Origin of the sequence: Rhodococcus zopfii NBRC 100606 = JCM 9919, assembly GCF_001895025.1 — a bacterium.
Taxonomy (GTDB): domain Bacteria; phylum Actinomycetota; class Actinomycetes; order Mycobacteriales; family Mycobacteriaceae; genus Rhodococcus; species Rhodococcus zopfii.
This window is the reverse complement of record NZ_BCXI01000031.1, coordinates 79,706-100,666: the sequence shown is the minus strand read 5'-3', so window position 1 is coordinate 100,666 and position 20,961 is coordinate 79,706. Positions and strand designations below refer to the sequence as shown.

The 20,961-nt window shown below is 66.6% G+C and carries 18 protein-coding genes; 6 read left to right on the top strand and 12 right to left on the bottom strand.

Annotation, left to right across the window (positions count from 1 at the left end):
- Positions 1-42 precede the first annotated feature (42 nt).
- Together RZ1_RS19635 and RZ1_RS19630 are read left to right on the top strand one after the other, a co-directional pair.
- Positions 43-1,398, top strand: coding sequence for an MFS transporter (locus tag RZ1_RS19635; RefSeq protein WP_072814178.1), 1,356 nt, complete (start codon positions 43-45; stop codon positions 1,396-1,398).
- Positions 1,399-1,427: 29 nt separating this feature from the next.
- Positions 1,428-2,573: an acyl-CoA dehydrogenase family protein gene (locus tag RZ1_RS19630; RefSeq protein WP_072814177.1), complete on the top strand. Its 1,146-nt coding sequence runs from the start codon at positions 1,428-1,430 to the stop codon at positions 2,571-2,573.
- Positions 2,574-2,659: 86 nt separating this feature from the next.
- Here RZ1_RS19630 and RZ1_RS19625 read toward each other — a convergent pair whose 3' ends face one another.
- Together RZ1_RS19625 and RZ1_RS19620 are read right to left on the bottom strand one after the other, a co-directional pair.
- On the bottom strand, positions 2,660-3,370 hold the full coding sequence (locus tag RZ1_RS19625) for a M23 family metallopeptidase (RefSeq protein WP_072814206.1): 711 nt from the start codon (positions 3,368-3,370) through the stop codon (positions 2,660-2,662).
- A gap of 348 nt (positions 3,371-3,718) precedes the next feature.
- On the bottom strand, positions 3,719-4,435 hold the full coding sequence (locus tag RZ1_RS19620) for an enoyl-CoA hydratase/isomerase family protein (RefSeq protein ID WP_072814176.1): 717 nt from the start codon (positions 4,433-4,435) through the stop codon (positions 3,719-3,721).
- Positions 4,436-4,575: 140 nt separating this feature from the next.
- On the opposite strand from RZ1_RS19620, the gene RZ1_RS19615 reads away from it, so the two are divergent.
- The 4 genes from RZ1_RS19615 (at position 4,576) to RZ1_RS19600 (ending at position 9,151) form a co-directional block, all read left to right on the top strand.
- Positions 4,576-6,108, top strand: a complete 1,533-nt coding sequence (locus RZ1_RS19615) for an AMP-binding protein (protein WP_072814175.1) — start codon at positions 4,576-4,578, stop codon at positions 6,106-6,108.
- A gap of 90 nt (positions 6,109-6,198) precedes the next feature.
- Entirely contained in the window at positions 6,199-7,380 is a 1,182-nt protein-coding gene (locus RZ1_RS19610) for an amidohydrolase family protein (RefSeq protein ID WP_072814174.1), read from the top strand.
- On the top strand, positions 7,377-8,804 hold the full coding sequence (locus RZ1_RS19605; RefSeq protein WP_072814173.1) for a FadD3 family acyl-CoA ligase: 1,428 nt from the start codon (positions 7,377-7,379) through the stop codon (positions 8,802-8,804). Before RZ1_RS19610 ends, RZ1_RS19605 begins: the two co-directional genes overlap by 4 nt.
- A gap of 116 nt (positions 8,805-8,920) precedes the next feature.
- Positions 8,921-9,151, top strand: a complete 231-nt coding sequence (locus RZ1_RS19600; protein ID WP_072814172.1) for a DUF3263 domain-containing protein — start codon at positions 8,921-8,923, stop codon at positions 9,149-9,151.
- Between the two features lie 65 nt (positions 9,152-9,216).
- Here the strand turns inward: RZ1_RS19600 and RZ1_RS19595 are convergent, their stop codons facing one another.
- The 10 genes from RZ1_RS19595 to RZ1_RS19550 form a co-directional block, all read right to left on the bottom strand.
- A complete protein-coding gene (locus tag RZ1_RS19595) occupies positions 9,217-10,035 on the bottom strand; it encodes a mycofactocin-coupled SDR family oxidoreductase (protein ID WP_072814171.1) in 819 nt (272 codons plus the stop codon).
- Complete coding sequence (locus tag RZ1_RS19590) at positions 10,032-11,051, bottom strand: ABC transporter ATP-binding protein (RefSeq protein WP_072814170.1); 1,020 nt, start codon at positions 11,049-11,051, stop codon at positions 10,032-10,034. The genes RZ1_RS19595 and RZ1_RS19590 overlap by 4 nt, the downstream gene beginning before the upstream one ends.
- The gene (locus tag RZ1_RS19585) at positions 11,041-11,979 is read right to left on the bottom strand and encodes an ABC transporter ATP-binding protein (RefSeq protein WP_238071624.1); all 939 of its coding nucleotides are present in this window, start codon (positions 11,977-11,979) and stop codon (positions 11,041-11,043) included. The genes RZ1_RS19590 and RZ1_RS19585 overlap by 11 nt, the downstream gene beginning before the upstream one ends.
- Positions 11,980-12,082: 103 nt before the next feature.
- Entirely contained in the window at positions 12,083-13,645 is a 1,563-nt protein-coding gene (locus RZ1_RS19580; protein WP_307718286.1) for an ABC transporter substrate-binding protein, read from the bottom strand.
- Between the two features lie 72 nt (positions 13,646-13,717).
- On the bottom strand, positions 13,718-14,623 hold the full coding sequence (locus tag RZ1_RS19575; protein ID WP_072814168.1) for an ABC transporter permease: 906 nt from the start codon (positions 14,621-14,623) through the stop codon (positions 13,718-13,720).
- Positions 14,620-15,573, bottom strand: a complete 954-nt coding sequence (locus RZ1_RS19570) for an ABC transporter permease (RefSeq protein WP_072814167.1) — start codon at positions 15,571-15,573, stop codon at positions 14,620-14,622. The genes RZ1_RS19575 and RZ1_RS19570 overlap by 4 nt, the downstream gene beginning before the upstream one ends.
- 293 nt (positions 15,574-15,866) lie before the next feature.
- Positions 15,867-17,024, bottom strand: coding sequence for a thiolase C-terminal domain-containing protein (locus RZ1_RS19565; protein ID WP_072814166.1), 1,158 nt, complete (start codon positions 17,022-17,024; stop codon positions 15,867-15,869).
- The gene (locus RZ1_RS19560) at positions 17,021-18,196 is read right to left on the bottom strand and encodes a Zn-ribbon domain-containing OB-fold protein (protein WP_072814165.1); all 1,176 of its coding nucleotides are present in this window, start codon (positions 18,194-18,196) and stop codon (positions 17,021-17,023) included. Before RZ1_RS19560 ends, RZ1_RS19565 begins: the two co-directional genes overlap by 4 nt.
- 33 nt (positions 18,197-18,229) lie before the next feature.
- Positions 18,230-19,435 (bottom strand): CaiB/BaiF CoA transferase family protein, encoded by a 1,206-nt coding sequence (locus RZ1_RS19555; protein WP_072814164.1) that lies wholly within the window; start codon positions 19,433-19,435, stop codon positions 18,230-18,232.
- Positions 19,432-20,916: an aldehyde dehydrogenase family protein gene (locus RZ1_RS19550; protein ID WP_083583789.1), complete on the bottom strand. Its 1,485-nt coding sequence runs from the start codon at positions 20,914-20,916 to the stop codon at positions 19,432-19,434. The genes RZ1_RS19555 and RZ1_RS19550 overlap by 4 nt, the downstream gene beginning before the upstream one ends.
- Positions 20,917-20,961: the final 45 nt, after the last annotated feature.

Genomic DNA, 20,961 nt, shown 5'->3' with positions numbered 1-20,961 from the left:
CTCCCCCGCACCACGAGAAGTCCCCTCCGAAAGGGCACCCCCATGACCACACACTCCCCCTCCACCTTCGGGACCAAGCAACAGAAACGCGCGTTCCTGGCGAGTCTCGTCGGTACGACCGTCGAATGGTTCGACTTCTTCATCTACGCCACCGCAGCAACGCTGGTCTTCTCCAAGATCTTCTTCCCGTCCTTCGACTCCAACGTCGGGACACTCGCGTCCTTCGCCACCCTCGGCGTCGCGTTCCTCGCGCGGCCCGTCGGCGCGTTCGTCTTCGGGCACCTCGGTGACCGGCTGGGCCGGCGTGCAACCCTCATCACCACGCTCACCGTGATGGGTGTGGCCACCGGCCTGATCGGTCTGCTGCCGACCTGGAACCAGATCGGGATCTGGGCCCCGATCCTCTTGACTGCCTTGAGGTTTCTCCAGGGTGTCGCGGTCGGCGGCGAATGGGGCGGTGCCGTCCTGATGAGCGTCGAGAATGCACCCGCGTCCCGGCGCCGGTTCTACGGATCGGCACCGCAGATCGCGAGTCCGCTGGCACTGGTGCTCGCGACGGTCGTCATGTACTTCGTCGCCCGCCTGCCCGAAGAGCAGTTGATGTCGTGGGGCTGGCGCATTCCGTTCCTGGCCGGATTCGTCCTCGTCGTCATCGGCATGATCATCCGCCTCGGCGTCGAGGAATCGAGCGAGTTCACCGAGGCGAAGGAGACCGGTGACGTCACGAGCCATCCGATCCTGACCGTGCTGCGTACGATGCCGGGCAAGGTTGCCGCCGGAATCGGACTGCAGGCCAGCGTGATCGTGCTGTTCTACCTGATCACCACGTACATGCTCACGATGGCCACGAACATCCACGGATTCGCCAAGAGCGAGACCCTGATGATCCTGCTGATCGCCGCGGTGGTCGACCTGATCGCGATGGTCGGTGTCGGAATTCTCTGCGACAAGCTGTCCGCCTGGACGGTGTTCGTCGGTGGCGTCGTGTTCACCGCGGCGTTCGCCTTCCCGCTCTTCGCGCTGTTCAACACCGGCAATATCGTCCTGATGATCATCGCGTTCACCGCGGCTCTCGTCCTCGGCCACGCGACGACCTACGCGGTGGTCTCGAGCATGACGGCCGAACTGTTCCCGACCGCGATCCGCTACAGCGGTGTGGCGCTGTGCAGCGCTTTCGCCGGTGTCGTCTGGGCGGCGCCGACGCCTCTCGTCGCCGCCGCGCTCGTGCCCACGGACGGTTCGCGACACTGGTGGCCGCTCCCCGCGATCCTCGTCGTCACCGCTGTCATCTCGTTCGTGTCCGCCTACGCGACGCGTGGCAACTTCCGCTCCGGTGCGGAGTCCACGGACGAGAGCGAAACCCACGGCGTCCGGGCTCCGGTCGGCGACCTGGTCTGACCGAACCCCTTCCATTCCAGGAGAAGAAGATGACTGTGATGCTCACCGATGAACAGCTCGAGTTCCGGTCGGCGGTCCGCGAGTTCTGCCGGCGCGAAGTCGGAACCCGGGAGCAGCGGGAGAAGCTGACGGACGGGGGCCGCGAGGGCCACAGCCTCGAGATCAACCGTCGGATCGCCGAACTCGGCTGGGCCGCGATCAATGTGCCCGAAGAGTACGGTGGCGCCGGCGGCAACCATGTGGATCTGTGTGTCCTGCTTCAGGAACTCGCCCGCGGGATGGCACCGGTTCCGTGGCACGGCACCACCCTCATCACCGGTGGTATCTACACGAAGTTCGCGAGCGAGGAACTCAGGAGGTCCGTCCTCGGTCGCCTGGCAGACGGTGCGGCACTGGCGATCTCGATGTCGGAGCCGGGTGCGGGTTCCGATGTCGCCGCCCTGACGTGCCGTGCCGAGCGAACTGCCGAGGGCTGGGTGATCAACGGCCAGAAGACGTGGTGCACCAATGCCCACCTCGCCGACAGCATCCTGCTCGTGGCCCGCACCGAACGCGGCGAGAAGAAGCACCAGGGCCTGACCATGTTCCACGTGCCCGCGGACACCCCGGGGCTGTCGATCAAGAGCATCGACACGATGAACGGAACCGAGGTCAACGACCTGTACTTCACCGATTGCGAACTGCCGGCCGACGCAGTGGTCGGCGAGGTCGGACAGGGCTGGTCGCAATTGATGGCGGGTCTGGCGACCGAACGCCTGATCCTCGCCGCGCAGATGCTCGGTACCGCTGAACGCACCTTCGACGACTGCCTGAGCTTCGTCACCGAGCGCACCCAGTTCGGTCAGCCTGTGGGATCGTTCCAGGCCGTCAAGCATCGGCTCGCCGATCTCGCCACCGAGATCGAATGCGTGCGACTACTGGTCTACAGCGTCGCGAAGCAGGCCGACGATCCTGCTCGGGCCGGGGACCTGGCGCGGGCGTCGTCGATGGCGAAATTGAAGGCCACCGAGGTCGCCAAGGCGATGTCACTCGAAGGCATGCAGATGATGGGCGGCTACGGCTACTCCACCGAGTTCGACATGGTGCAGCACGTGCGTGCGTCGCTCGGAGCCACGATCTACGGCGGTACCAACGAGATTCAGCGCGAGATCATCGGCCGCTCGTTCGGTCTGTAGCTCAGCGCTCCCACGAATACGGGCGGCCTTCCCTCCTCGTGAATGTTCCGACGAGGAGGGAAGGCCGCCCGATCGTGTTCCGGCGCTCAGCCGAGATGCGCTCCCGGGATCGGGATCCCGCGTGCGGCGAGCCACGGCGCCGGGTCGATCTTGGCGCCGTTGGGCTGCCATACCTCGAAGTGCAGGTGCGGTCCGGTGGACTGGCCGCGGTTGCCCATGGTGGCGATCTGGTCTCCGGCACGGACCGGCTGCCCGGCCGAGACGAGCAGCTGGTCGACGTGGCCGTAGACGCCGATCGTGCCGTCGTCCTGCTGGACGCGCACCCACAGTCCGAATCCGGACGCCGGACCGCTCTCGATCACGGTTCCGTTGGTGACGGCCAGGATCGGGGTTCCGATCGCGTTGGCGATGTCGATGCCGTTGTGGTTGGTTCCCCACCGGGGGCCGAATCCGGACGTGAAGGTACCGGCGGCCGGGAACGCCACTGCCGGACGACGCGCCGCTTCCTCGCGGGCGAGGCGTTCCGCTTCCTCCCGCGCGAGGCGCTCCGCTTCCTCGCGGGCGATGCGTTCGGCCTCGGCCGCCTGCGCGATCCGCTCGGCTTCGCGTTGCGCTGCCTGCCCGAGCTGCTCGACGTAGACGGACAGGTCGGTGCGGGGCACGGCGAGCACCTGCGGGGCGGTGACGCTCGGCGCAGCCGTCGGACTCCAGCCCGCTGCTTCGATGGACGCAGCCTTCGGAGTTGCGTGCGCCGCGACGGTTCCGGCGCCGAGGAAGGCACCGACGGTCAGCGGTATCGCGACGAGCCCACCGGCGAGTCGGCCCTTCCTGGAACGGGTGGGGCAGGACTGGTTACTGCTCGGGTTGAAACGCAAAACAAATCCCTTGTGTCGAACGCCGATCTGGTAACAAACAGATCACAGTTTCGTCACAGGCTACAACGACTTCAAAGCTTTCGGCGTGTTGCTCTTGACACGAGACGATTGCATCGCCCGATTTTCCCGGAATTGCTTGACTCGTCGACCACACCCGTCCCCAGTTGGTCACAGAAGCAACACGAGTTCAAACGCAGCTGTGGCTGACGTCACAGGCAGCTGACGATCCGGCTTCGGGAATCCGTCTTCCCGAAGCAGGGCGGCGCTCGCTCACTTGCTCCGATTCAGAACCTTGTCGGCAGCCAACCAGTGCTCGTCCTTCACCCACAGGTGCGCAAACGCCGAGATCGCCTCCTCAGCGGACACCCCAGCCAGTACCCGCTTGATCTCCCCCGCCGGATCGTTCGCGAGCGCGCGAGCGAGTGAACGCCAGCCCTCGTCGAATGCGGCGCGCGGCAGCACCCGGTCCAGGAGACCGAAGCGCTCCGCCTCGGGAGCATCTAGCACGGTGCCCGAACCGGCCAGCATGAGCGCGCGGCCCCGGCCGACCAACGCAGAGAGCCGCTCCGCGCCACCCCACGCGGGCATGATCGCGAGCGAGACCTGGTTGAACCCGATCTTGATGTCGTCGGCGGCGATCCGAATGTCCGCGGCCACCGCGACCTCGGCGCCCCCGCCCAACGCGTGACCGTTGAGCGCAGCGACGACCGGGGCGGGGAACGCCGCGATCCGGTCGCACACCGTCCGCATCTGCCGCGCCATCTCGGCCGCCTGCTCCACGGTCCGGAGCTTGCTCAGCTCCTTGAGGTCACCACCCGAGACGAACGCGCGGTCGCCACCGCCGCGGATCACGAGAGCCTTCGCGCCCTCGGCCTCGTCCAGAGCCTTCTCCAACTGGTCCATCGTCTCCGGCGCGATCGCGTTGCGCGCCTCCGGCCGGTCGATGGTGACGACCGCCAGGCCCTGTTCAAGCTCGAGATCGACCATGCGCTGCTCTCCGTCGTGATATTGGCATTCTGATTTTTGGAGAATAACATGCTCGCACAGCTGAACATCGATCGAACCGACGCCCGGCGAGGCTCCGTGCAGCCTCGGCGCGGCCCCATCTCGGGCATTGGAGCTCACGCATGCGGCATATCCCCACCGAACTGGTCACGCGCTACGAACAGGAGGGGTGGTGGACGAACGACACGCTCGGGGACATGCTCGGCCGAGGTCTCGCGGCCGCACCCGACGTCGAGTTCCGGGTCCACTCGGCCGTGCGTCCCTGGTCCGGAACCTTCCGGGAAGTCGAACTGGTTGCTCGCCGGCTCGCCGGCGGACTCCGGGCCCGCGGCGTCGGCCCCGGTGACGTCATTGCCTTCCAGCTTCCCAACTGGATGGAGGCGGCCGCCGTCTTCTGGGCCTCGTCCCTGTTGGGCGCGACCGTGGTCCCGATCGTCCACTTCTACGGACGCAAGGAAGTCGGCTACATCCTCGAGCAGACGAACCCCCAGGTGTTCATCTCCGTCGAGCAGTTCGGGCGGGCCGAGTTCCAGCCCGACCTGTGCAAGCACGTCCCGATCGTCGGCGTCGTCGGACGCGACTTCGACGACCTGCTGAGCGACGAACCCATGGAGGGCATCGTCGCGACGGACCCGGACGCCGCCGCGCTGATCGCGTTCACCTCCGGCACCACGCGCGCCCCCAAGGGCGTCGTACACAGTCACCGCACGCTCGGCTGCGAGACACGGCAGCTCTCGGCCCGCTACCCCGCCGACCGCGGCAAGCAGCTCACCGCCGCCCCGGTCGGCCACTTCATCGGCATGGTCAACGCCTTCCTCATCCCCGTGCTCGACGGCTCGCCCATCAATCTCGCCGACGTCTGGGACCCGGGACAGGCTCTGGCACTGATGAAATCGGACGGTCTCACCGTCGGCGGCGGCGCCACATATTTCGTCACGAGCCTCATCGACCACCCCGATTTCAGCGACGAGCACCTGCCGTTCATGCGGTATGCGGGCCTGGGTGGCTCCTCCGTCCCGGCCACCGTGACCACGCGGCTCGCGAAGATGGGCATCTGTGTCTTCCGCGCCTACGGCAGCAGCGAGCACCCGTCGATCACGAGCTCGCTCTCGACCGCCCCCGAGGACAAACGCCTGTTCACCGACGGCACGCCGGCACCGGGCGTGGAGATCCGCCTGGCCGAGGACGGCGAGATCCTCAGCCGCGGACCGGACCTGTGCATCGGCTACACCGATCCCGAGCTCACCGCCGCGGCGTTCGACGACGACGGCTGGTACCACACCGGCGACGTCGGAGTGCTCGACGACGACGGCTACCTGACGATCACGGATCGCAAGTCCGACATGATCATCCGCGGCGGCGAGAACATCGCCGCACTCGAGGTCGAAGAAGTGCTGCTCTCGATCCCCGGGGTCGCCGAGGCCGCGGTGGTCGCGGTGCCGGACGACCGCCTCGGTGAGCGCGCCGCCGCCGTTCTGCGCCTGCAGCAGGGCGCAACGATGCCGACGATGGACGAGATCCGCGATCACTTCGACCGGGCCGGGATGGCCAAGCAGAAGTGGCCCGAGCAGTTGCACCGGGTCGACGACTTCCCTCGCACCGCGAGCGGGAAGGTCCAGAAGTACCTGGTGAGGCAGGGCATCAGTACCTCGTAGGTCAGGGCCTTGCCACACCACGGTGAGGCTGGGCATTGCCACACCCCAAGAATGAGAATAGGATTCTCGTACAAAGAAAGGGAGGATTCCATGGCACCGAAAGAGCTGCCGTATCAGCTGTTCGACGCTGACAACCACCTGTACGAGACCGAGGAGGCCTTGACCAAGTTCCTCCCGGACAAGTACAAGGACGCGATCAAGTACGTGCAGGTCGACGGCCGCACGAAGATCGCGATCCGCGGCCAGATCAGCGACTACATCCCCAACCCCACCTTCGAGGTGGTCGCGCGGCCGGGCGCGATGGAGGACTACTTCAAGAACGGCAATCCCGAGGGCAAGAGCAAGCGGGAGATCTTCGGCAAGTCGATGAAGTCGATCCCGGCGTTCCGCGAGCCGGCCGCGCGCCTGGAGCTGATGGACGAACTCCAGATCGAGCGCACCCTGATGTTCCCGACGCTCGCGAGCCTCGTCGAGGAGCGCATGCGTGACGATCCGGACCTGATCCACGCGGTCGTGCACTCGCTGAACCAGTGGCTGTACGAGACCTGGGGTTTCAACTACAAGGACCGTATCTTCACCGTTCCGGTCATCAGCCTCCCGATCGTCGAGAAGGCGATCGAGGAACTCGAGTGGTGTGTCGAGCGCGGCGCGAAGGCCATCCTCGTCCGCCCGGCTCCGGTCCCCGGTTTCCGTGGCCCCCGCTCGTTCGCCCTGCCCGAGTTCGACCCGTTCTGGAAGCGCGTCGTCGAGCTCGACGTTCTCGTCACCCAGCACTCCTCGGACAGCGGCTACGCACGCTACAACCAGGAGTGGGACGGCACCGGCGCCGAAATGCTCCCGTTCGTGACGAACGCATTCCGAATGGTCAGCGAGTGGCGCCCGATCCAGGACGCGGTCGCTTCGTGGGTGTGCCACGGCGCGCTGTTCCGCTTCCCGGAACTGCGAATCGCGGTCATCGAGAACGGTGCATCCTGGCTCCCGCACGTGCTGGAAACGCTCAGGGACGTCTACAAGAAGGCCCCCGAGGGCTTCGGCATGCAGGATCCGGTCGAGGCCATCAAGCGCAGCATCCACGTCAGCCCGTTCTGGGAAGAGGACTTCAGCAAGCTCACAGCGCTGATCGGTGCTGAGCGCGTGCTGTTCGGCTCCGACTACCCGCACCCGGAGGGTCTGGCCGAGCCGACCACGTACATCGACCACATCCAGCACCTCCCCTTCGAGGATCAGAAGCTGGTCATGGGCGGTAATCTCGCGAGGCTCCTCAAGGTATGACCTTCAGGACCATCCCCGAGATGGTCCTGAGCGTGGGCGACCGCTTCGGTGATGCCGAAGCGGTCGTCGACGGGGACCTCCGGATCACCTTCACCGAACTCGTGGACCTGGTTCGGCGCGCCGCCGGAGCACTCGCCTCCGCCGGCATCGACAAGGGCGACCGTGTCGCGATCTGGGCGCCGAACTCCGCGGAGTGGATCGTCGCGGCATTCGGAATCCTTACCGCCGGTGGCGTTCTCGTTCCGGTCAACACCCGGTACAAGGCGCAGGAAGCGAACGACATCATCCGTCGCAGCGGCGCGAAGGCGGTCCTGGTCCAGCGGAGGTTCCTCGGTCTGGACTTCCAGACCCCGGACGACATCCCCGTCATCGATCTGAAGTCCGGATTCCTTTCCAGTGGAGCACAGTTCGAATGTGCGGTGGACGGAGAGGACATCGCGGACATCATGTATACGTCCGGTACCACCGGGCGGCCCAAGGGCGTCATGATGAACCACGCCCAGACGCTCCGGATGTTCTCGGAGTGGTGCGATCTGGCCGACCTGCGTAAAGGCGACCGCTATCTGGTCGTCAACCCGTTCTTCCACATGTTCGGGTACAAAGCAGGTTTGATCGCATCCATGATCCGCGGCGCCACCGTCCTGCCGGTGCCGGTCCTCGACGTCGACGAGGTACTGGCACTGGTGGAACGGGAGAAGGTCACCATGCTCCCCGGGCCGCCCACGCTCTACCAGTCGCTGCTGTCCGCATCGGGAGGCCACGACCTGTCGTCCCTGCGGGCAGCGGTGACCGGTGCCGCCGACATCCCCGTCGAACTGATCCGGCGGATCCGGAACGAACTGCCGTTCGAAACGATCATGACGGGGTACGGACTCAGCGAAGGCGGCACCGCGACGGCATCGCGACGGGGCGACAGCTTCGAACAGATCGCGACCACCGTGGGCCGGCCGTGCGACGGCATCGAAGTGCGCATCGCGGACGACAACGAGGTCCTGATGCGCGGATACAACGTCATGCAGGGCTATTTCGGCGATCCCGGCGCCACTGCCGAGGCGATCGACGCGGACGGCTGGCTGCACACCGGCGATCTCGGGGAGATCGACGACGACGGCCGGCTCCGCATCATCGGCCGCAAGAAGGACATGTTCATCGTCGGCGGGTTCAACGCCTATCCCGCCGAGATCGAAGGCTTTCTGCTCGCCCATCCCGCAGTCGACCAGGTGGCGGTGATCGGCGTTCCGGACGAACGTCTGGGACAGGTGGGCAAGGCCTTCGTGGTTTCGAAAACAACTGTGGCACCGGATGATCTGATTTCCTGGAGCCGCGAACGCATGGCCGGTTTCAAGGTTCCGAGGTTCGTCGAGTTCCTCGACGCGCTCCCCCTCAATGCCACCGGCAAGGTGATGAAGGACCAGCTGCGCTGAATCCGCACCGTTGTCGAAACGGAGCCGATTCGGGCCGCTGCAGACGTCGGCTGGGTGCGGGCGACGCCACCCCGCACCCAGCCGAACCCTAACCCCGCGAACGGAGGGACTCCGAAATGACCGACGACACCGCAATGCTCGCATTCGCCTCGAAGTGGCGGCACTGGAACGGCGGGCCCGACGAGGACATCTTCGTCGAGTTCGGGATCAGTCCCACCGTCTTCTTCCACCGCCTCCGGGCGATCCTGAAGAGCCCGCGCTGGAGTCAGCTCACCCCGCTCCTCGCGCAGGAACTGCTCGACATCTGCGACCATCGGTTGCGCGGCCCCGAGACCCGCGCGAGCTGACCGGACCGGCCGGCTCCCACACGATCGTGGGAGCCGGCCGGTGCGGAATCCCGGACAGCGATCGATCAGTACTCGGTCACACCCGCATCGGGTGCGAGTTCGTGCGCGGTAATGTACTTCGACTCGTCGGATGCCAGGAACAACACGGTGTCCGCGACATCCTCGGGCTGGACGATCTCGACCGGCATCATGTTGATCATCATGGCGCCGAGCCGCGTGTTGCCTTCGAGCGCGCGCGAGATCTGCGCACCGAGCGCACCGTCGTTCACCATCGGCGTGTTCACGCCCGTGGGATGAACGCTGTTGACCCGGATATGGTGCTGCGCGAGTTCGGCGGCGAAGGCCTTCGCCATGCCCCGCACCGCGAACTTGCTCGTGGTGTACGGAATCGCGAACGGCTGCACCTTGATTCCCGCGGCCGAGCTGATCAGGATGATCGACCCCCCTCCGGCATCGACGAGATGCGGGGCACCGGCCATGATCGTGTTCCACACGCCGGTGACGTTGGTGCCGATCGTGTCCTCGAAGATCTGCGGGGTCATCTCGTTCCACGGTGCGGACGAACAGATCGCCGCGTTCGCGACGACGACGTCCAACCGGCCCAGCTGCCGCACCGCATCGTCGACGATGCCGCGCAACGCGTCCAGGTCGCGCACGTCCACGATTCCGGACACGACGCGGCGCCCGGTCTTCTCCACCAGCCGGACTGTTTCCTCGAGATCCTCGGGGGTCGCCGGCGCGTAGGCGACGTCCCCCACCTTGCCGCACACGTCGACGACGACGACGTCCGCTCCTTCCTCCGCCAACCGGAGCGCGTACGCGCGACCCTGCCCTCGCGCCGCACCGGTGACAAACGCAACCTTGCCCGCTACCCGTCCGCTCATGCGACCGACACCTTCTCCTTCGAATCGTCCTCGGCCCCACCGAGGGGATAGTGACACGCGACGAACTGTCCCGAGCGTACCTCGCGCATCTCCGGTTCCTCTGTCACGCACCGGTCCTGCACTGCCGGGCAACGGGTCCGGAACCGGCACCCGGTCGGCGGCGCCAGCGGCGACGGCACGTCACCTTCCAGCGCCGGCCCGGCGAACGCCTTCTCCGGGTCCGTCAACGGCACCGAATCGAGCAGTGCTCGCGTGTACGGGTGCGCGGGGTTGTCGTACACCTCGACCGAGTCACCGAATTCGCACACCTTGCCGAGATACATGACCATGACGTTGTCGCTGACCGTGCGCACCACCCCGAGGTCGTGCGCGATGAACACGACGGTCAGGTCGAATTCGGATTTGAGTTCCTCGATCAGGTTCAGGATCTGGGCCTGCACGGACACGTCCAGGGCGGAGACCGGTTCGTCGCAGATGAGCAGGCGCGGATTGAGCGCCAGCGCGCGCCCGATCGCGACGCGCTGGGCCTGGCCGCCCGACAGCTGACGCGGCAGCATGTCCGCGAAACGATCACCGGGCAGCCCGACCTGGTCGAGCACCGACGCCGAGGTCGCCTCCAGTTCCGACTTCGGGGCTCCCGACACGGCCAGACCCTCGACCACGATGTCCTTGACACTGCGCCGCGGATTCAGCGAGGCCACCGGATCCTGGAAGATCATCTGCATGTCGCGCCGGAGCGAACGCATCTGCTTCTCGCCGGCCTTCTCGATCCAGTCGTCACCGAACCGGATCCGGCCGGCCGTCACCCGGTCCAGGCGCAGTACCGCCCGGCCGGTCGTCGACTTGCCGCATCCGGATTCTCCGACGATGCCGAGGGTCTCCCCCGGCAACACGTCGAAGCTGATCTTCGACACCGCCTGCACCGTCCCCGAATCCGTCGGGTACTCGACGACGAGATCCTGCACACTCAGCAGCGCCTGCTCCCCGCGCAGGTGTGCGGTACCACTACCGGCCATCCGATCGACCTCCCGAAAGTGCCGGTGCCGCAGCGGCAACCGGGTTCAGACACGCCACGACATGGTCCGCGCCCACCGATTCGAGGCTCGGACCGGTGGTGCTGCACGCGTCGTCGCTGTGCGCGCACCGCGGTGCGAAACGGCATCCCGGCTGCGGATCGGTGGGATCCGGCAGAGAACCGCCGATCACCTGCAGCGGCGCGTGCCGCTGGTGGTCGATGGTCGGGGTGGCGCCGAGCAACGCGTGGGTGTAGCGATGCCGCGGCGCCTCGAACACCTCCCGTGTGGAGCCGACCTCCGCGAGCTTGCCGGCGTACATGACCGACACCCGGTCCGTGCGCCCGGCCACCACCGCCAGGTCGTGACTGATGAGCATCATCGACATGCCCCGCTCCCGCTGTACTCGTCGCAGCAGGTCGAGGATCTGACGCTGGACCGTGACGTCCAGCGCGGTCGTCGGTTCGTCGGCGATGAGCAGGTCGGGTTCGCACGCAAGCGCGATCGCGATCATCACGCGCTGACGCATGCCGCCGGACATCTCGTGCGGGTAGTTGCGCAGACGCCGTTCCGGGTCGGGCACTCCGACCTCCTCGAGGAGGCGGAGAGCCCGGCCGCGCGCCTCCGAACGGCTGACCCCCAGATGGCAGCGCATGCCTTCGGTGAGCTGCCGTTCGACCCGGACCACCGGGTTGAGCGAACGGCCGGGGTCCTGGAAGACCACGGCGATCTGCTTGCCCCAGACCTCGCGCTTCTCCTTCTTGCTCAGCGCGAGAAGGTCGCGGCCCTGGAAGGTGACCGCGCCGGACCGGCCGGACCGCGGAGGCATCAACCCCATGATGGCGCGGGCCATCACGGACTTGCCCGAGCCGGACTCACCGACGATGCCCAGGGCCCGCCCGGCGTCCAGATCGAGGGACACGTCGTCCACGGCCCGAACGGTCCCCCGTGGTGTGCCGATATAGGCACGGAGATTCCTCACCTCGAGGAGTGGCTGAGTGTTCATGGTGAGCCGGACCTTTCCTGACGTCGGGCTACTCGGAGATCCACATCTCTTCGGGCAGAGGGGAACCGAGGGTGTACAGCTGCACGTTGTGCAGTTCCTTGCCCACCGTCACCGCGGGAACCGCTCGGTAGTACCAGATTCCGGGGACGACCTCGGCGAGGCGTTCCTGGACGGTCGTGTACGCAGCGACACGCTCGTCGGTGGAGGTGGCACGGCGTCCGACGTCGAGCGCGTCGCTCATCGCCTGGTCCTGGACTCCGGTGAAGTTGCCGGTCGAATCCTTGTGGAAGGCCGTCCACAGCCCGAAGTCGGGATCCTGGACGATCGCGGACGTCACGACCATGTCGAAGTCGCGTGCGCCGGCACGAGCGGTCGCGGCCGCGAAGTCGACGACCTCGACATTCGCCTCGACGTTCGTGAACGCGCTGAGCTGGGCCTGGAGCGCCTCGCCCAAGGTCTTGCTCTCCGTGGTCGGGTACGACATGTAGGTGAACTTCACCGGCTTGCCTTCGGCGGCGAGCTCGTCGAACAGGCGCTGGGCCTCTTCCGCGTCGTGCCTGTCGAGTGCGACGTCGGCGTAGTACGGCGAATCCTCCTGGAAGAGCTTGCGCGGGATCTTGCCCTCACCGTTGTAGACGGCGGTGTTGATCGCGTCGAGATCGACAGCGAGCGACACGGCCCGGCGGGCACGCACGTCGTCGAACGGTGCGCGGCGCGCATTCATACCCAGCATCTGACCGCCGCCGGTCGACACCACGTCGTACGAGAAGCCGGCCGCCTCGACCTTGTTCAGGCTCTGCCAGTTCGTCTCGGACGCGAGGTCGGAGCCGCCCGTGACGATGCTGTTGACGCGCTGGTTCGTGTCGGCGACGGTGCGGATCGTCAGGCCGTCGAGATAGGGCTTGGGCGCGTCCCAGTAGGTGGGGTTGCGGGTGAGCTCGATCGAGTCCTGACGGGTCCACTTCACGAGCGTGAACGGACCTGCGCCGATGGGATTCTCGTCGAACGCGGCCTGCCCCCGGGCGAGAGCGGCCGGAGACGCGATCCAGTTGAGCGCACCCGCGATCAGGGCCTGCGCGAAGTGCGGGTTCGGTGCCGTCATCCGGACCGTGAGGGTCGTCGGGTCGACCACCTGCGTGTCGGCGATCTGGACCGCCTGACGGATCGTGGTGGAGCCGAGCGCCGGATCCTTGAGGCGATCCCAGTTGAACTTCACCGCGGCGGCGTCGAGCGGAGTGCCGTCGCTGAACTTCAGGTCGGGGCGCAGTTTCAGGGTGAAGGTCGTGCCGCCGTCGGTCGTCGAGAACTCGGTCGCCATCCGGTATTCGATCTCGAGCGTGTCGAGATTGTTGATCATGAGCGAGCCGTACAGCGCGTTGCCGAGCGTCGGCTGGTGTGCCCAGGTGTTGGACAGGTTGGCGGGATCGAGCGAACGCGGCTCGCCGGTCTGCAGGACTCGCGCGACGCCGCCGGAAACCGGGTCACCCGCGTCGACGTCTGCGCCACCGCCCGCCGAGTCCGCCCCACCGCATGCGGTGAGGAACAGCGCCGCGATACCAGCCGCGGCGATCAACTTGGGGGAGCGTTTCATTCGGAACATCTTGACCTCTCGGATCACGAAGGGGAGGGCAGAGCGGGTTGTTCGGGACGACGCGATCCGAAGTCAGTCGTGCAACGTTCGGTCGTACTTGGTCCGCAGATGATCGCCGACCTGATTGAGGGCGAACACGGTGAAGAAGATGGTCAGGGCGGGAACGAACACCAGATGCGGGTAGGTTGCGATCGCATCCTTGCCGTCGCTGATCATTCCGCCCCAGCTCGGCTGCGGCGGCGGGATCCCCAGGCCGAGGAAGCTCAGCGACCCTTCCGCCACGATGAGCGCCGCCATGACGATGGGCAGGTACGCGGCCAGCGGGGCGATGACGTTCGGCAGAATCTCCTTGAAGACGATCCTCCCGTTCCCGGCACCCATGTTCCGCGCGGCACGGACGAATTCACGGGACGTCCATGCCATGGCGTTCGCCCGGGACAGCCTGACGAACGAGGGAACCACCATCAGGGTGAGGCCGAGGAGCATCGTCTGGACACTCGGTGTCAGGATGGACGCCAGTGCCAGCAGCAGGATCAGCGGCGGGAACGCGAGCATCGCGTCGGTCAGGAGCGTGACGACGGAATCGAGACGCTTTCCGAAATAGCCGGCGATCAGGCCGATCAGCGAACCGACCACGAAGCCGATGAGACCGGCAACGGCACCGATCACCAGCGAGACACGTGCGCCGTAGACGATTCTCGAGAGCATCGACCGCCCGAGGGTGTCGGTTCCGAGCAACAGATCCAGGGAACCCAACTGTGGTGTCATCCTGGGTTTTCCGACCGGAGTCGCATACGAGGCCAGGGGCAGCAGGTCCGCGAACACGGCAGCCGCGATCAACACGATCAGCCAGATGATCGACAGGTACACCAGGATCGAACGCTGCTTCCGCGCCGCCGGCACGACCGGCATCGCACCGTCGACGCCCACTTCCTTGCGGGTTTCGGCGACCGCGTCCTCCATTGCCGTCTGGCTCATGCTGCCGCCACCTTCCTGACCCGCGGGTCGATCACTTGGTAACTGAGGTCCACCAGGGTGTTGATGCACACGTAGACCACGGCGATGAACACGACGATCCCCTGAACCATGATCACGTCACGGGAGGTGATCGACGACGCGACCAGCTGACCCAAACCCGGAAGCCCGAACAGCGTTTCGACGATCACCGTGCCGCCGATGAGCCGGCCGAGGTTGATCCCGGCGAGGGTGATCAAGGAGAACGACGAAGGCCGCAGCGCGTGCCGGAACATGACGTAGCGCGACGACAGTCCCTTCGCCCTGGCCGCGGCGACGAAGTCCTCGCGCAGCGTTCCGATCAGGTCGGTGCGCAGCAGGCGGTGGAATGCCGCGATCTCGGTCAGGGCGATCGCAATCGCCGGCAGGAACGCGCTCCGGAGGTTCTCACCCAATCCCTCGCTGATCCTCGACCATCCCATCACCGGGAAGATCTGCAGCTGGATCGCCAGGAAGTAGATGAGGATCGGGCCGGCGATGAAGGCCGGGACGGACAGGAACACCGCGGATACCGCGTTCGTCGAACGGTCCAGTCCGCTTCCCGGCCGGGAAGCGGACGCGATGCCCATGAGAATCGCCACGACCAGTGCGATCACCAGGCCCATCACGGCGAGCTGGAGCGTCACGGGAAGACGTTCACCGATCGCTTCGCTCACCGATTGCCCGGTCAGCGGCGAGGTTCCGAGGTCTCCCTGGACGGCGTTCCCGAGCCAGGCCGTGTGCTGCGACCAGAACGGCGCATCCAGGCCCAGTTCGGCGTTCAACGCAGCGACCGCTTCGGGGGTTGCGTTCTCCCCCAAGATCACCTGAGCGACCGATCCCGGTGCCAGGCTGAGCAGCGCCACCACCGCGATCGTCACCAGGAGAATGACGAGCACGCTGCGACCCACTCGGCTCGCGACAGTGAGAATCATCCAACTCAACTTTCATCGGAGACAGGGACGGTCAGCACTCACCGGTTCGAGCAGGCAAGGGCTACGCGGAATTTCAAACAAACGACAGCTATCGTGACTGGATTCACATCACCGATAAGATTGTGACTCCTGCAATATAGGCGACCGGGCCACTTGTGACAAGAACACGACCCGCGGGTCATGTTTTCGTCGAAAAGACTCTATACAAGCACCTTTCGTTATGCCGGAGAACGCAGAACGCCCGCACCGCCGACAGGCGATGCGGGCGACAGTGCCGCGATGCGGGTGGGCCGTCAGGGTGCCGTACCCTCGAGAATCGTCACCGCGGATACCGCCGTGGGACCACCGATGTTGTGCGCGAGACCGATTCGCGCACCGTCCACCTGGTTGACCGCGGTACCGCGCAACTGCTCGAAGAGTTCCACGCACTGCGCGACCCCGGTGGCGCCCGGTGGGTGACCTTTGGAGATCATTCCGCCGCTGGGGTTCACCGGCAGCGTCCCACCCACCCCGGTCGCACCCGACTCGATGAGTTTGTACGCTTCGAACCGGTTCGCGAAACCGAGGTCCTCGTAGCTGATCAGCTCGATCCCGGTGAAGAAGTCGTGCACCTCGGCAACATCGACGTCCGAAGGTGTCAGGCCGGCCATCCCGAACGCCTGCTTTGCTGCCCGGACGGTTGCCGGGAAGCTCGTCATGTCCTTCTTGTGCTGGTGCATAACGGAATCCAAACCGAGGCCGACCCCTCGCACCCACACCGGCCGATCGGTGAAACGGTCCACGACGTCCTCGGAGGCGAGCACGAGCGCGGCGGCGCCGTCACTCTGGGGCGCGCAGTCGTAGACACCGAACGGAGTCACGACGGTCTGCGCGTTCAACGCCTCCTCGACGGTGATCTCGAAGCGCCGGAACGCCTTCGGGTTGTTCAGGCCGTTCCGGTGGTTCTTCACCGCGACCATCGCCATGTGTTCGCGGGTCGCCGGCGACTCGTGCAGGTAGCGCCGCACGTGCAGCGCGAAACCCGCCTGTGCGAGGCCGAGCGGATAGTCCCAGGCCATGTCGCGGGTCATGGCCTCCCATTCCCAGATCATGTCCTTCGACGCGGTCTCGCGGACCTTGTCGGCACCCATCACCAGCGCCACGTCGCATGCTCCGGAGGCGATCCCGAACAGCGCGTTGCGAATCGCGTCGTGCCCGGTGGCACACGAGTTCTCGACTCGTGTCACCGGAATGTCGGGTACACCCAGCGTGTCGGCGAGTATTCCGGCGGGGAATCCGTCGGTCGTTCCCATCGCACCGAACCACGCAGCCTGCAGGTCCGATGCGCGAATGCCCTTGTCCACCGTGCCCGCACACTCCGCGTATGCCATCGGAAGCAGCTCGCGGATTCCGAGGGAGAAGTGCTCGGCGAAGGGCGTCATTCCCGCGCCGACGATCGCGACCTTCCTCATGACGCCTCACTTTCGGGTTGGAACGCGTAGCCGTAGTCCGGCACACCGGACCGCACCGCGACGCGGCGCAGCACCATACGGCCGCGGTCGCCGATGTCGACGGTGCCCGGTTCGACTCCGGTCACCTTGACCAGCGCCCGCACGTCGACGTCGTCGAGTTCGACGAGGACGAGCGAGTACGGCGTGTCCAGGCCCGGGACCGGAACACGCACGGTGACCTCGGTGTAGACGCTCCCGGTTCGTGGCAGTGCCACGAATTCGTAACTGCTGCCGAGTGTTCCGTCCTCACCCACCCGGTACCGCGGCGGAAAGTCCAGGTCCTCGGCACCGGGATGACGACCCGCTTCCCAGCGAACCTTCGCTTCGAACGCCCGCTCGTACGCGGCGAGAGAGATCGGAATGTCCGGTCCGGGCACGTGCACCGGCGCGATGCGTTCACGTGCCGGCGGCTCCCGGCGATGGATCTCGGTGACACCGTGGGCGACGGTGATCGCCGACAGGCTCGCCTGCTCCACTCCCACCAGGGGTCCCGTCGTCTCCGATTCGGCCATCGCGGCGAGCGCGAACAGGGGCGAACTCGCCCCTGTGGTCGGCAATTCCACCGGAACTCCCGTGCACAACGCGGCCGCGTCCTTGTGCTCGACGCCGGCCACGGTGACCGGATCGTCGACCCACGACGACGCGAGCGAGGCGAGGAATCCGCGCTGTTTGACCAGGCGCGGATCCCCGTAATCGTGCACCACGCCGCTCTCCGTCCGGGTCCGGACGGGCAGGCTGCGCGCGACCCGCGCCGCGGTACGCACCTGCAGGCCCTGATCCGCGGTCAACGCGGCAGCCGCGCCCGCCGCGTCGAGATCGACACCGATCACGAGTGTCCGCGGCCGGGCCGATCCGAGCGAGTCCAGCGTCGCGGGCGCCCCGCCGAGACGCTCGGTCACCTCGATCTCCGGGTCGAGTCCGAGGCCCGCGAGCAACACCGCGGCGTTGCTGCTCTCGAGCAGCGGCAGATCCCGGCTGACCAGGACCACGTACTGGACCGAGCCGTTCTCGGCCACCGCGGCGCGGCCCGCTTCGACAGCGAGGGTGATCGCGTCCTCGTCGTCACCGGGCACGCGGGCCTCGGGTGATCCCCAGCACGGCAGGTAGGTACCTATCGAAGCGATGTATGGCATGTGATTCTCCGGTGTTCTCGGGCAACCGCAGTTCTAGGTGACTGCGCCTGCCGTCTTCAACGCGATGATGCGGTCCCAATCCAGACCGAGTTCGAGCAGTACCTCCTCGGTCTGCGCCGCGAATTCCGGTGCGGGACCGATCTCGGCGGGAGTGAGGTCGAACTGGACGGGGTTGGCGACCAGTTCGAGTTCGCCTGCCTTGACGATGTATTCGTTCGCGCGGATCTGGGCGTCGTCGGAGACCTGGAGCGAGTCCTGCACCGGCGCCCACGGGCCGGCGAGCGTCGCGAACCGCTCGGTCCACTCGGCGAGAGTCCGCTGCCCGATGACCTCACGCAGAATCGCCACCGCCGCTTCGGTATTGGCGGCGATCTGCTCGGCATTCGCGAACCGCGGATCGTCGACGAGTTCGGGCCGGTCGATGTGGCGGCACACGTCGGCCCAGAACTTGGCGGGCTGGAGCATCACGAACGACAGGTAGCGGTCGTCCGACGTCGCGTAGAGGCCCGACAGCGGATTCGTCACTGCACCGTGGGCCCCCGGCACGGGTGCGACCATGTGATCGTCGAGATGCAGGGACAGCGCGATGCCGTGCCCCATCGCCCACAGGCCGCTGCCGAGCAGCGACACGTCCACCACCGACGTCTCCCCGGTGCGTTCACGCTTGAACAGCGCGGCGGCGACACCGCCGGCGAGGTTGGTGCCGGAGATGGTGTCGCCGAATGCCGGTCCCGGCGGCGCGATCATGCCCTCGACCCCGGGCGGGGTGATCGTCGCGGCGATACCGCCGCGCGCCCAGAACGCGGTCATGTCGTAGCCACCGCGGTTCGATTCGATGCCGCGCGGGCCGAGCGCGCTGCCGCGCGCGTAGACGATGGACGGATTGACCGCGCGGATGTCGTCGACGTCGATGCCGAACTTGGTGCGGGCCTGCGGCAGGAAGCTCGTCAGGAACACATCCGAGCGGCGGGCCAGCTCGAGCAGGACCTCGCGGCCCTCGTCGCTGCCCATGTCGAGGCCGATGCTGCGCTTGCCGCGGTTCGCGTGTTCGACATTCGGATTCGGGTCGCCCTCGACCCGCATCCGCCCCACCTGACGCAGACCGCGCTGGGGGTCGCCGGTGACCGAGTGCTCGATCTTGACGACGTCGGCGCCCCACTCGGCGAGCACGGCGCCCGCCGAGGGGACGAAGCCGTACATCGCGACTTCGAGAACGCGGATCCCTTCGAGGGGCTTCACTTGACGACCGCCGCGAATGACTTGATCTGCTGGAACTCGTGCAGTCCCGCGACACCCATCTCGCGGCCGATGCCGGACTGCTTGTATCCGCCGAACGGCACCTCGGGCGTGAAGTAGTTTCCGCCGTTGATGCTGAAGGTGCCGGTGCGGATGCGGCGGCCGATCGCGATCGCGCGGTCGTCGTCGGCGCTGAGCACACCGCCGGAGAGGCCGTAGATCGAGTTGTTGGCGATGCGGACGGCGTGGTCGTCGTCGTCGAACGGGATGACCGCGAGGACCGGACCGAAGACCTCTTCCTGGGCGATCTCGCTGTCGGGGTCGACGTTCGCGAGCAGCGTCGGCTTGTAGAACCAGCCCGGATCGACGGGCTCGCCGCCGGTCACCAGGGTGGCGCCTTCCTCGACCGCGCGCTGCACCATGCCGTGGATCTTCTCGCGCTGACGCTCGTTGATGACCGGGCCCATGTAGATCTTCGGGTTGGCCGGATCGCCGTAGGGGACGTTGCTCATCATCGCGCCGACCGCCGCGACGATCTCGTCGTGCTTCTCACGGGGCACGAGCAGGCGCGTGGTGAGGGCGCAGCCCTGGCCGGCGTGCGAGCAGATGCTGAATGCAGCGAACTGTGCGGCGGTCGGAATGTCGGCGTCGTCGAGCACGATGAGTGCGGACTTGCCGCCGAGCTCGAGGAACACGCGCTTGAGGGTGTCGGACGCGGCTGCCATGATCTTGCGGCCGACCGGCGTGGAGCCGGTGAAGGTGACGACGTCGACGTCGGGGTGGGTCGTCATGATCTCGCCGGTCGCCACCTGGGTGGACGAGAGGATGTTGACGACGCCGGCCGGGATGTCGGTGTGGTCGGCGATGATCTCGCCGAGCGCCTGCGTGACGAGCGGGGTGTCCGGCGCGCCCTTGAGCACGATGGTGCAGCCGGCGGCCAGAGACGGGATGAGCTTCGCGAGGGCGAGCTGCGTCGGGTAGTTGTAGGCGACGATCGCGGAGACGACACCGGCCGCCTCGCGCTCGATCCAGCGGCGATGCTTCTGCCCGCGGATCTCCATGACGCCGAGTTCCTCGGTGAGCGGGTGGGTGCGGAGCAGGTCCGCGTAGTACTTGACGATGCCGATGGGGGCGTCGAGCTGATTGCCGTGGGTGAGCAGGCGCGGGGCGCCGACCTCGGCGATGGTCAGCTCGCGCAGTTCCTCCACGTTGTCGAGCAGTGCCTGGTGGAGCTGGTCGAGACACTTGATGCGGAACTCCACATCGGTGGACCAGGTCGTGGTGTCGAAGGCGCGGCGTGCCGCCTCGATGGCGGTTTCGGCCTCGGCGAACCCGGCATCGGGTGCATAGCCGACGAGATCGCCGGTCGCGGGATTGTAGGACGGGAAGGTCGCCTCGGTGGTGACGAGCTGCCCGTCGATGAGCAGCCTCTTGTGGACGTCGGTGGTGGCGCCCTCGGCCTGCACGGTGTCCTGCGATGACATCTGAATCTCCTCATGTTGGAAATGAGATTCTCACAACGGAGAATT